Annotated in this window: 13 protein-coding genes; 3 read left to right on the plus strand and 10 right to left on the minus strand. The window is 47.4% G+C overall.

What is annotated here, in order from left to right:
• Positions 1–1,005 carry a serine hydrolase gene (locus tag VIM87_RS27000; protein WP_331999997.1) on the minus strand — a complete coding sequence of 335 codons (1,005 nt, stop codon included), beginning with the start codon at positions 1,003–1,005 and terminating at the stop codon, positions 1–3.
• 80 nt (positions 1,006–1,085) lie between these two features.
• Here VIM87_RS27000 and VIM87_RS27005 point away from each other — a divergent pair, with 80 nt between their 5' ends.
• Positions 1,086–1,901, plus strand: coding sequence for a glycerophosphodiester phosphodiesterase family protein (locus tag VIM87_RS27005; protein ID WP_331999998.1), 816 nt, complete (start codon positions 1,086–1,088; stop codon positions 1,899–1,901).
• Between the two features lie 150 nt (positions 1,902–2,051).
• Here the strand turns inward: VIM87_RS27005 and VIM87_RS27010 are convergent, their stop codons facing one another.
• The 9 genes from VIM87_RS27010 to VIM87_RS27050 form a co-directional block, all read right to left on the minus strand.
• Positions 2,052–3,299, minus strand: coding sequence for a sulfate adenylyltransferase subunit 1 (locus VIM87_RS27010; RefSeq protein ID WP_331999999.1), 1,248 nt, complete (start codon positions 3,297–3,299; stop codon positions 2,052–2,054).
• A gap of 118 nt (positions 3,300–3,417) precedes the next feature.
• Positions 3,418–4,326 carry a sulfate adenylyltransferase subunit CysD gene (gene cysD / locus VIM87_RS27015; RefSeq protein WP_089913463.1) on the minus strand — a complete coding sequence of 303 codons (909 nt, stop codon included), beginning with the start codon at positions 4,324–4,326 and terminating at the stop codon, positions 3,418–3,420.
• 272 nt (positions 4,327–4,598) lie between these two features.
• Positions 4,599–5,282 (minus strand): phosphoadenylyl-sulfate reductase, encoded by a 684-nt coding sequence (locus tag VIM87_RS27020; protein WP_332000000.1) that lies wholly within the window; start codon positions 5,280–5,282, stop codon positions 4,599–4,601.
• Between the two features lie 173 nt (positions 5,283–5,455).
• The gene (locus tag VIM87_RS27025) at positions 5,456–5,872 is read right to left on the minus strand and encodes an Rrf2 family transcriptional regulator (protein ID WP_332000001.1); all 417 of its coding nucleotides are present in this window, start codon (positions 5,870–5,872) and stop codon (positions 5,456–5,458) included.
• A gap of 69 nt (positions 5,873–5,941) precedes the next feature.
• Positions 5,942–6,658, minus strand: a complete 717-nt coding sequence (gene dapB, locus VIM87_RS27030; RefSeq protein ID WP_332000002.1) for a 4-hydroxy-tetrahydrodipicolinate reductase — start codon at positions 6,656–6,658, stop codon at positions 5,942–5,944.
• Positions 6,659–6,679: 21 nt separating this feature from the next.
• On the minus strand, positions 6,680–7,366 hold the full coding sequence (locus VIM87_RS27035; protein ID WP_332000003.1) for a DUF5683 domain-containing protein: 687 nt from the start codon (positions 7,364–7,366) through the stop codon (positions 6,680–6,682).
• Complete coding sequence (locus VIM87_RS27040) at positions 7,353–8,273, minus strand: ParB/RepB/Spo0J family partition protein (RefSeq protein ID WP_332000004.1); 921 nt, start codon at positions 8,271–8,273, stop codon at positions 7,353–7,355. The genes VIM87_RS27035 and VIM87_RS27040 overlap by 14 nt, the downstream gene beginning before the upstream one ends.
• Positions 8,257–9,078 (minus strand): AAA family ATPase, encoded by an 822-nt coding sequence (locus VIM87_RS27045; protein WP_332000005.1) that lies wholly within the window; start codon positions 9,076–9,078, stop codon positions 8,257–8,259. Before VIM87_RS27045 ends, VIM87_RS27040 begins: the two co-directional genes overlap by 17 nt.
• Positions 9,079–9,245: 167 nt before the next feature.
• A complete protein-coding gene (locus VIM87_RS27050; RefSeq protein ID WP_332000006.1) occupies positions 9,246–9,935 on the minus strand; it encodes a metal-dependent hydrolase in 690 nt (229 codons plus the stop codon).
• Positions 9,936–10,204: 269 nt separating this feature from the next.
• On the opposite strand from VIM87_RS27050, the gene VIM87_RS27055 reads away from it, so the two are divergent.
• Complete coding sequence (locus VIM87_RS27055) at positions 10,205–11,470, plus strand: metallophosphoesterase (RefSeq protein WP_332000007.1); 1,266 nt, start codon at positions 10,205–10,207, stop codon at positions 11,468–11,470.
• A 218-nt stretch (positions 11,471–11,688) separates the two neighbouring features.
• A partial coding sequence (locus tag VIM87_RS27060; protein ID WP_332000008.1) for a hypothetical protein occupies positions 11,689–12,197 on the plus strand: 509 nt, incomplete at its 3' end.

Genomic DNA, 12,197 nt, shown 5'->3' on the forward strand with positions numbered 1-12,197 from the left:
TTATTGCAGCAGCTTTAGCACCATGGGTAATACGCCGTAAATAAAGCGGTAGGTTTGCCGTGGCGCTGTGGGCGTAGTATGATCCTGGTGCACTACCACAACCGCATCCAGGGAGGGGATGAGGATCAGTAATTGTCCGCCCCAGCCTAAGCCATATTGCAGCTCCAGGTTCTCATATTTTACATGGTACCAGCACAGCGCATAGCGGGAGCCTTCAAAACCCCAGGCCGTAGCATAGGTGCGTGTGGGCTGCTTCAGCTGTTGGATCCAGGCTTCCGGTACTACCTGTTTACCATTATACTTACCATCCTGTAAAACCAGCTGCCCGATCTTATAAACATCCCTGGTGTGCATTTCCAGGCCCAGTAAACCGCTGCCGTCATAGTACCCATCCTTCATTTCAGGCCAGTTATAGGTTTGAATGCCTAACGGATCAAACAGATATTTTTGCGCAAAATCACGGGTACTAAGGCCGCTGGTATTGGTAATGATCACGGATAGCAGGTGGGTTACCGCATTGCTGTAATGAAAGCTGTCTGCGGGATTGCTGGCCATTTCAGCGGTTAACACCTGTTGGGAAGGATTGGGCAGGTCCAGGTAGGCTTTTACCCCTCCCAGGCTTTCCAGGTCCTCATGCCAAAGGCCGGAAGCCTGGTTCATGATTTCCCGGATGGTAACCCGTTGTTTTCTTTTATCTTTATCCTGCAACAGCGATGGGAAAAAGCGCGACAGGGGTTCGTCTATAGATTTAATGTAACCCTTGTTGATAGCAATACCAACCAATAAAGACATTACATCTTTGGTGAGAGATTGACTGTTGAAAAGGTCATTTGCATTTTTACCATTACAATATTTTTCATATTTAACGTTATTATGCTGGGCAACAAGCAGTGCATAAATAGCTGGATTCCTGGTCAGTGATGCAGCGGTATCCAGGGCAGATTGCTGAGCATGAGCGCTACCAACCAAGATCAACAAAATAAAACTTGTAATTAACCTTCCCATTGTATAATATTAATAAAACTTTCATTTTGATGAATATGCCATTCTTGCTAATTTATCATTTGAAATCTGCTAAATCTTTTATGAGAAAAAAAACGGGGGACCTTTTTCTGTTGCTAAGCTTTTGTTTGCTAGCCCATACCGCCTTTGGCCAGCAAGGTCCCAGCAAGGGGTTTGGCCGCTATTTCCTGATCGGGCACCGGGGCGGGGTAGTGGACACCTCCAACGCAGAGAACAGCATGGCCGCCCTGCAGGATGCTATTGAACGCGGTTACTGGATGGTGGAGATGGACCTGCGCCTTACCAAAGACAGTGTAATGATCATTAACCACGATAATAACTTTAAACGTTATTATGGGGTGGATAGGCCTGTAAGCGCTATGACCTGGGAAGAGATCAGCGAGCTGCGTACGCCCAGGGGCAGCCAGGTACTGCGCCTGGAAGATGCGCTGGCAGCGGCCAGCGGCCATATACAGGTAATGCTGGATAATAAGATCACCAGTGGCGATACCCTGTTATTAAGTCAGGTGGTGAACCTGTTACAACAATACGGTTTGGATAAGCAGGCCCTGATGATCGGGGCCGATGAATCAACCGACTACTTTACCGGTAAGGTAAAGCTTAGCTGCACCCGCCAGCAGCTGGAAATAAATATTCTGAAACCCGGCTATAACCCGGATTACTACTATCTTTTCGGGGATGTGAACACCATGTCGGAAGATGATGTGAAATGGGCGCAGGCACAGAATATTATGGTAGTAGGCGTAATTAACTGGGCTAAATACAAGGGCAGAACAAGGGTTGCCTATGCCGCGGCTGCCCGCGATATAGCACGGCTGAAGAACTGGGGTGTGCTTTACTTTCAGCTGGATTCCGAGTTTGATAGGTACTTTCGCTAGGTAATTAATAATGAAGAATGAATAATTAATAATCGTAGAAATAGCATTTCAGTGAAATGCATTTTCTGCAATCAGCAAAATAAAGAGGGCGATATTTCAAAATTGAAGTATCGCCCTCTTTATTATTAATTATTCATTCTTCATTATTAATTACTCCACAAATCCCACTGCGACTGTTGCATTGCTGTACTCATCTACCAGTATAAAAGCGCCATTGGCGGGGTTTATGTGGTAGGGATCTGCAAAAATAGGCTGGGCGGTTTTAAGGGTGATCTTTCCAATATCGTTCAGGCCCAGCTCTTTTTTATCTTCAATAGTACGGTTGGTGGTAACTTCTATTACATGTTGTATACCCTGTACTTTGGCTTTTACGCGGTTAATGCCGTGCTGCAGCAGGTAGGTTTTACCGGGCACCAGCTTGGCCTGGTCCATCCAGCAAACGTGCGCACTGATCTCTTTCAGCGCAGCAGGCTCCTGGCCGGGTTTTGCCAGCATGTTACCACGGCTGGTATCGATCTCGTTTTCCAGGGTTATTACCACACTTTCGCGGGCATTGGCGGTATCCAGCTGCGTTTCAAACTGCTGAATGGTTTTAATACGGCTGGTTTGCATAGAGGGCAGGGATACTATCTCATCGCCCACATTAAAATGGCCGCTGGCCACTTTACCGGCAAAACCACGGAAGTCGTGATAGGCATCGGTTTTAGGCCGTATTACATGCTGCACCGGGAAACGGGCCGGGTGGTTGCTGTCGCCATGGTCAAAGCTGATCTGTTCAAGGTATTCCAGTAAAGCCTCTCCCTTATACCAGTCTATTTTTTCAGAGCGGGTAGCCAGGTTTTCCCCGTAAATGGAGGAGATGGGAATGAACCGCACCACCTGTTCCTTAAAGGCGGCATTATCCAGCAGCTGCTGAAAATCCGTAACAATTTCATTAAAACGGTTCTGGTCATAATCAACCAGGTCCATTTTATTGATACATACTACCAGGTGCGGAATGCGCAGCAGGTTAGCTATAAAAAAGTGACGGTAAGTTTGCTCCACAATGCCTTTGCGGGCATCTATCAGTATCAGGGATACCTGCGCGTTGGATGCGCCGGTAACCATGTTACGCGTATATTCCACGTGGCCGGGCGTATCGGCAATAATGTATTTACGGGTGGGAGTAGAAAAATAGATATGCGCCACATCAATGGTAATACCCTGTTCCCGCTCAGCCACCAGCCCGTCTGTTAACAGGGAAAGGTCTGTAAAGTCAAGCCCTTTGCGTTTGCTGGCTGCATGCAGGGCTTCCAGCTTATCCTGGGGAATAGAGTTGGTATCGTATAGTAAACGGCCTATCAGGGTACTTTTACCATCATCCACACTACCGGAAGTGGTTATACGTAATACTTCCATAATTTATTTAGCTTTTAGCTCTTAGCATTTAGCTGTTAGCTTTAGGTTTATTATTGTAATAAGTTATATCATCATATGGAGAGCAGCTAAAAGCCAACAGCTAATAGCTAACAGCTCCCTAAAAATACCCTGCCTGTTTCCTCTTTTCCATGGCGGCTTCAGAGCGCTTATCGTCCATACGCGCGCCTCTTTCGGATATTTTGGCTTCCAGTATTTCAGAGATAATATCTTCCAGCTTATCAGCTTCAGAGATCACGGCTGCGGTACAGGTCATATCACCTACGGTACGGAAACGTACTTTCTGTTTAAAGGGCACTTCCTCTTCCGTGGTGTTCAGGAAAGGAGAGTAGGGCCAGTACATGCCATCGCGTTCTATGATCTCTCTTTCATGGGAGAAGTAGATGGAGGGAATGTCCAGCTTTTCGCGGCGGATGTAGTTCCATACGTCCAGCTCTGTCCAGTTGGAGATGGGGAACACTCTCACGCCTTCGCCTATATGAATTTTACCATTCAGCATATCAAACAGCTCGGGGCGCTGCATTTTGGCGTTCCACTGCCCAAACTCGTCGCGTACAGAAAAGATCCTTTCCTTGGCGCGGGCTTTTTCCTCATCACGGCGGGCGCCGCCAATACAGGCATCGTACTTCATTTCCTCGATAGCATCCAGCAGGGTAACGGTTTGTAAGGCGTTACGGCTGGCGTACTTACCGGTTTCTTCCTGCACCTTACCCTGGTTAATGCTATCCTGCACATTGCGCACCACCAGGTCTACACCCAGGGACGCTACCAGCTGATCGCGGAATTCAATGGTTTCCGGGAAGTTATGGCCGGTATCAATGTGCAGCAAGGGGAAAGGTATTTTACCGGGGTAAAATGCCTTTTGTGCCAGGCGCACAATGGTAATAGAATCTTTACCACCAGAAAACAGGATCGCCGGTCTTTCAAACTGGGCGGCGGTTTCACGGAGAATATAGATCGCTTCATCTTCCAATGCCTGCGGAAACTCCCAATTTATTTGATTACTCATAACTACGTTATAATTAATAATGAATAATTAAGAATTAATAATTGCGGATGTATCACTTCGGCGTAATGCCACCTTCTTAACTATTCATCAATTATTTACCTAACAATTAAATGAATCATTAACGCTTCAAGTTACTACGGTAGCGCAATTATTCATTCATTTTTATTGACTATTTATTTACCTACAAATTAACAATAAACAAACTAAGTACTTCTGTCTCACGTTATCCTGCCCTCTGATTATTAATTATTCATTCTTAATTATTAATTTATTTATCCGTGCAGCCCGCATTCCTTCTTCGATTGCTCCCACCACCAGCGGCCCGCGCGGGGATGCTCTCCCGGCTCAATGGCGCGGGTACAGGGGGCGCAGCCAATGCTTACAAAGCCCTGGTTGTGCAATTTATTAAAGGGTACGTTGTTCTTTTCCAGGTAGGCCAGCATTTCATCATAGGTCCAGTGCACCAGGGGATTGAATTTGTACAACCCGCGGGCCTCGTCCCATTCCAGGGCTTCCAGCGCATGGCGGTTCTCAGATTGCTCTGCCCGCAGGCCGGTGATCCACACTTTTACGCCCTGTAAGGCACGGTTCAGGGGTACTACCTTACGAATGAAACAACACTCCTTGCGGTTCTCCACCGAATCATAAAAGCTGTTAAAGCCTTTTTCCGCCACCAGTTTTTCCACGGCGGCGGTTTCAGGAAAATAAGTTTCAAAGGGCTGTTTGTAGCGGGCGCGGGTGAGGTCCATCAGTTCATAGGTTTCCTGGAACAGGCGGCCGGTGTCCAGCGTAAACACCCGTACGGGTAATTTGTTGCGCCAGATCATATCCGCCAGTACCTGGTCTTCCTGTCCAAAAGACGTGGAAAAAGCCACAGCACCCGGGAACTGTTCTGTAAGATATTGAATGGCAGCTGTTTCAGACAGTCCTGCCAATGCGGTTTTAATGTCTGTCATGTACTTCCTTAGCTAGAGCAAAAATACATAAATCCTATAAAAACTATAGGATATAGGGGTAAAAATAGTTAAGAATTTATGCACGGCTGACAAAAGGAGAAGAGGGAAGGATTCCGGGAAGCGGGGTATTAAAAGGCCAATAAAAAGCAGCTACCAAACTTTGGCAGCTGCGGCTAATTACGTGTAAGAATGTCTTTTAATGTTTTGTTTTCCAGCAATTTAAGCGTTGCATCCCTCACCTTCGACATTACCTCGTTCAACCCGCAAACGGCTTCGTTCTTACAGGTTTCACAGCGCTCATAATAGTTCAGGCTTACGCAGGGCAGCAGGGCTATAGGCCCGTCCAGCAAGCGTATAATGCGGGCCAGCGGTATTTCCTTCGGCGTACGCATCAGATAATATCCACCACCTTTTCCCTTCTTACTCCCCAGGATCCCGGCATTCTTTAATTCCAGCAGTATATTTTCCAGGAACTTAATGGAAATATTCTTCTCCTGGGCAATCTCCGAAATCAAAATGGGGCCCTTATCTGCATTTTCTGCCAGGTGTATCAAGGCATGAAAGGCATATTGTGTTTTTTTTGAAAGCATATAAAAACGATTTGCATCTCCTCACCCAGATGTGCGAATTGCTGGCAAATATATTTAAAAGTTTGAAGTTTACAGGCTAAGCACGTCCTTCATGGTAAAGATGCCCTTTTTGCCATTCAGCCATTCAGCCGCTATTACAGCGCCGGCGGCAAATCCTTCGCGGGAGTGGGCCGTATGGGTAATGGAGATATCGTCAATAGCAGAGGTGTAGGTAATACTATGGGTACCGGGGGCGGGGTCTTCCCGTTTGCTGATGATAGACAGCTCTTTCGGCTGGCTGCTTTCCTGGTTCACCCAGCCGGCCTTGCGGTCCAGCTTATCCAGGATATGCTCTGCCAGCGTAATGGCAGTGCCGCTGGGCGCATCCTTCTTCTGGGTATGGTGGATCTCTTCCATCTTCACATCGTACTGGGGCTGGGTTGCCATCAGCTCTGCCAGGCGTTTATTGATCTCGAAAAAGATATTCACCCCAATGCTGAAATTACTGGCGTACAGGAAGCCCTGGTGTTTTTCCAGGCAGCGGGCCTTTACATCGGGCAGCTTTTCCAGCCAGCCTGTAGTACCGCATACCACGGGTACATTGGCTTCAAAACATTTGAGGATATTGGAATAGGCAGTTTCGGGGGTGGTGAATTCAATAGCTACATCGGCCTGCTGCAGGTGTTCCTTTTCCAGCAGGTGTTTACTTTCCAGGTCTATACGATGAATCACTGTATGTCCTTTCGCTGTTGCAATGGCTTCTATAGCCTTTCCCATTTTACCGTATCCGATAAGTGCTATTTTCATAAAATTGATCTGATTATTTAACTATTTTCCGAAAGCCCATCCGCCCTTATTCTTTCCCTTTACCTTACCCAGGTTTATTTGCAGGCTTAAGCCCAGGGAGCGGTTATCCAGCATTTTGGGAACAACCCGCATACTCAGGTCGTCATTCATATTCCAGTCGCGCAGGTGTGCAAACACCGTGGCATCAATAATATTCAGGCCATAGGCCAGTATAAATACCAGCACGGAATAATCCACGTACTGCCGGTAGGCATCACGTAATATCTTCAGGGATTCTGCATTATTGTAGATATCCGCATACTTATCAACCGTATTGGCATTACCATCCATACGAATGCGGTAAGCATCGCGGTAGTCTTTATAGTAGTTGAAGTTGCCGATGAAAAAGCCGGCCGAAATGCCCATAGCGGCATATACCAGAGGAATTTTCCAGTACTCGCGGTTATAGGCCTGGCCCAAACCCGGCACCACGGCAGAGTAGAAGGCAGCCTTACGCGGACTGTGGGGATTCTTAAACAAGCCGGATACAATAACGGAATCCTTTTTAGCAGCAGGTTTGTGCGTTGTATCCGTGCCAGGCTTCAGTGTGTTGGGAGTAATGGTATCCTGCGCGTATAACGGCCTGCAGGTGCAGCCGGCTATAAGCAGTAGGAGGAGAAAACGGCATAGTAGGTAGTGAAATGTATGCCCGGCCTTATTTTTTGCCACCGTATAAATCTATTTTTTCCAGTATGCTGTCCAGCTCTTCGTCTGAGTAAAATTCAATTGTAACACTGCCTTTACCCGTCTTTGATCTGTCCAGCGATACTTTAGTTGCAAAATGAGAGGCTAAGTTATCTTCTATTTTCTGATATGCCGGGGGAAGGGAATTTTTTATTGGTTTTTTAACAGTTCCTTTTTCAACATGGTTCACCTTTCTTACCAGCTCTTCTGCCTGGCGTACGGAAAGACCGTTCTTAACCACTTCGTTAAAAATGAACAGCTGTTTTTCTACATTCTCCACACCGATCAGCGCACGGGCATGGCCCATGCTGATCTGCGCATTGCGTACTGCTACCTGGATATCGGGGGGCAGCTTCAGTAAGCGGATATAATTGGTAACGGTGCTTCTTTCTTTGCCCATCCGGTCGGCCACCTGCTCCTGTGTAAAGGTGCATTCCTCCATCAGGCGTTTGTAGCTGAGGCCAATTTCTATGGCATTCAGGTTTTCCCTTTGCAGGTTCTCCAGCAGGGCCAGCTCCAGCAGTTCCTGGTCATTAGCCTGCCGTACATAGGCGGGGATATCCTTTATACCGGCCATTTTGCTGGCGCGTAAACGCCTTTCACCGGCTATCAGCTGGTATTTTTTACCAACTTTAGCTACGGTAATGGGCTGTATAATATCGTGCAGCTTAATGGAATGGCTCAACTCCTGTAACGCCTGTTCATCAAAGTCACGCCGCGGCTGCTTTGGGTTCACCTCGATCTGATCCAGCGGAATACGCTCAATACCGGTAGCGGCAGCCACCACTTTATCTCCCAGGGCACTGGAAGTTTGTTTCAGATCAGTATCAATGTTTTGCAGCAGCGAGCGGATGCCTTTTCCCAACGCCTCTTTCTTACTCGGATTGGTCATCGTTTATAGCTAGTATTTTATCTTCTAAGTTAATTTTTGTAAAGTTATTCTTCTGTAATATTTCTTTGGCCAGGTTCAGGTAGTTAATGGCGCCGGTGCTGGCGGCATCATACATGATCACAGATTTGCCGAAGCTGGGCGCCTCACCCAGTTTGGTATTACGGTGAATGATGGTATTGAACACGCTTTCTTCAAAGTGTTGTTTTACCTCGTCCACCACCTGGTTGCTCAGGCGCAAACGGCCATCGTACATGGTCATCAGAATGCCTTCTATTTCCAGGGATGTATTCAGCCTGCTTTGAACGATCTTAATGGTATTCAGCAACTTACCCAAACCTTCCAGCGCAAAGAACTCGCACTGTACGGGTATGATCACGGAATCGGAAGCCACCAGGGCATTCACGGTGATCAGGCCCAGGGAAGGGGAGCAGTCTACAATCACAAAATCATAATCCTGCTTCACGGAATCTATCACCTGTTTCATCACCTGCTCACGGTTGGGGTGGTTGATCAGCTCCAGCTCTGCACCTACCAGGTCAATATGGGCAGGCAGCACTTTCAGGTTCGGGGTATCTGATTCCAGTACCACGTCTTTGGCCTGCACATCATTCACCATACAATCATACAGGCTTTGCTGTATGTTACGCAGGTCAAAACCCAATCCGGTGGTGCTGTTCGCCTGCGGGTCTGCGTCTACCAGCAAGGTTTTAAATTCCAGCACGGCCAGGCTGCTGGCCAGGTTTATTGCGCTGGTGGTTTTACCTACGCCCCCTTTTTGATTGGCGATTGCGATTGTTCTTGCCATTGTTAAATTGAATATTCTTAGGTTATTTATAGGATAATAGGATAATAAAATAGTTTGCAGTCTTTAGTTGGCAGTTTGCAGTCAGGAGAATTGTTTTATACCATTTACTCCCACTTATCGTAGACAGCTTACAGTCCAACTGCAAACTGCCCACTGCCCACTGCCAACTACGATGCTGCCAACTCAATTGTTGAATTAATAGCAGGAAGTAACAGCTCCAGTCCGGCATCCGCAAAAGCCTGCTTGGCTTTGTCCGTGTCTATCTTAATAAACCCAAAAGTATCGTAATGAACTCCTATAATACGCTTACATTCTATGAACTCGGCGGCAATAATGGCGTCCTCTACGCCCATGGTAAAATTATCGCCAATAGGCAGCACTGCAAAATCTAATTTAGCAAAGCGGGGCACCAGCTCCATATCAAAGGTGAGGGCCGTATCGCCGCTATAATAGAAATTACCTGCCGGGGTGGTGAAAATGAACCCTAAGGGATTACCGCCATAGGACCCGTCCGGCATGCCGCTGGAATGGTGCGCTACTACGCATTTTACCGTGCCAAAATCAAACTGCCACTTGCCACCCGTGTTCATGGGATGCGTTTTTTCAATACCCTGCTTACCGGCCCAGGTAACCAGCTCATAGCTGCCTACCACGGTAGCATTTGTACGGCGGGCCAGGTTCACCAGGTCGGCCACATGGTCGTCGTGCCCATGGGAAACAAAGATGTAATCTGCACCTATCTTGTTCACATCCACCGCTTTAGCCAGCTCGTTATAAGTAATGAAGGGGTCAAAAAGGATCTTTTTGCCCTGGATCTCTACCGAAAAACAAGAATGGCCGTAATAAGTAAATTGCATTGGCTAACTGCTTTATAATGAATGGTCATTATTAATACAACATCCCGAATGTGACAAAAATACAACGATTAGGCTAATATATGCGGTGCCCACTTATTTATTTATTCACAAAAATTCGTGGAGTTTGATGTTAATAGGATGGAAATGAAGCTTTTGCAGGCAGGGATGTGCTCTCTGCATAATTGTAGCAACATTTTTGATGAGGTCATACAATATGACGGATCGTCAATCGTCATCATCAATTTGACACATATAACTTTACTAATACCATGCGCTCAGGAGTTAATTCGCTTGTTCTTATATTATTGATCATTTGCCTGGATATTTACGTTTTTATGGGTATACGGGCCATTATGAACGGGGCCGCCCCCCGCACCCGTGGCATTGTATACGGCATTTACTGGCTGATATCCATTGCCTGTATCCTTACCATTGTATTGCTGCCTTACCTGCACTGGCACGACTGGAAGCCCATTGTACGCTCTTACGTGATGGCAGTGCTTATAGGGCTGGTAATGGCCAAGCTGCTGGTAACCCTGTTCCTGCTGGTAGATGATATACGCCGGGGCGTTATGTGGCTCATACAAAAGTTTGGTAACCGGCCGGCCCCCACACCAAGCGAGCTGCCTGCAGGCATTTCCCGATCGCAGTTCCTCACCAAAATGGGCCTTTTAATGGGCGGCAGCCTGTTTGCCACCCTTACTTACGGCTTTTCCAATAAATACAATTACCGCGTACATAAGATGAAGCTGGCCTTTAAGAACCTGCCGCAGGCATTTAAAGGGCTGCGCATTGTACAGATCTCCGACGTGCACTCCGGCAGCTTTAATAATAAGGAGGCGGTACTGAAAGGCATAGAGCTGATCAAGGCCCAGCAGGCCGACCTGATCCTGTTTACCGGCGACCTGGTAAATGACCGCGCCACGGAAATGGACGATTATATGGATGTGTTTAACCAGCTGAAAGCCCCTATGGGCGTATATTCTACCCTGGGGAACCATGATTATGGCGACTATTACCCCTGGCCCGACCGGGACGAAACCGGTTATAGCCACCAGCGCGCCCAGAACCTGGACCGCCTGAAACAGATCCATGGCGAATTAGGCTGGCGCCTGCTGATGAATGAGCATGTAGTGCTGGAACGCGACGGGCAGCAGATAGCATTGATAGGCATTGAGAACTGGAGCGCCATGAGCCGCTTTCCCAAGTACGGTGACCTGAAAAAGGCATATGAAGGCAGCTCCCACATTCCCTTTAAAATATTATTGTCGCACGATCCAACCCATTGGGATGCCCAGGTGCGCCCTGAGTACCCGGATATTGATCTGATGCTGGCCGGCCATACCCATGGTATGCAGTTTGGCGTGGAAATACCCGGCGTGCGCTGGAGCCCTGCCCAATACTTTTATAAGGAGTGGGCCGGTTTGTATAAGGAAGGCGCCCAACGCCTGTATGTGAACCGTGGCTATGGCTTTTTAGGTTATCCCGGCCGGGTAGGCATATTGCCGGAAATTACGGTGATAGAGTTGGCGTAAATTAGTCCATAGTCCATGGTCGATGGTCCATAGCCCTTTGCGATGTGAATGTTTTGCGGGGAAAGTTATTATTGACTTTTCACGCAAAACAACATTCCGATATAGGCCATGGACTATCGACCATTGACAATGGACCTTTTTTTCCCGAAATCTCCTATCTTGCAGCCATGTGGAAACACCGGTGCATTATACTTTTATCCCTATTATGCTGCAGCCGGATGGTTGCTGGACAATCACTGGCAGAGCTGGAACGGCAGCTGGATTCCCTGTTGCAAAAACAGGCGAAGAACGATGTGCTGTTAAGCATAGGCTACGGTAATAACCCGGCTCATGGCAGCAAAACCACCAACTATGAGCGGCCTATTGCAATGAAAACTTTTCTCTCGCCCTCTGTTGCCTATTATCATAAGTCCGGTTTTTTTGGATCACTGAGCGGTTACTATCTTACCAATTCAGAAAAGAATCCCTGGTTTGAATGGGACCTCTCTGCCGGTTACGACTACACGAAAAGCCGGAAGTTCCTGGCCGGTATTTCGTATACCCATTACTTTTTTGCAGATTCCAGCGATGTACCGCTTACGCCTATAAAAAATGAATTGTTTGCCTATTTCTATTACCGTGGCTGGTGGCTGCAACCCGGTATTAGCCTGGATTTTGGCTGGGGGCAGCATACGGGTACCACTACCTCTTACCGGCAAATAGGCCGTTTACCCATCCGGATAAGAAA

Source organism: Chitinophaga sp., from assembly GCF_036569125.1.
Lineage (GTDB): Bacteria > Bacteroidota > Bacteroidia > Chitinophagales > Chitinophagaceae > Chitinophaga.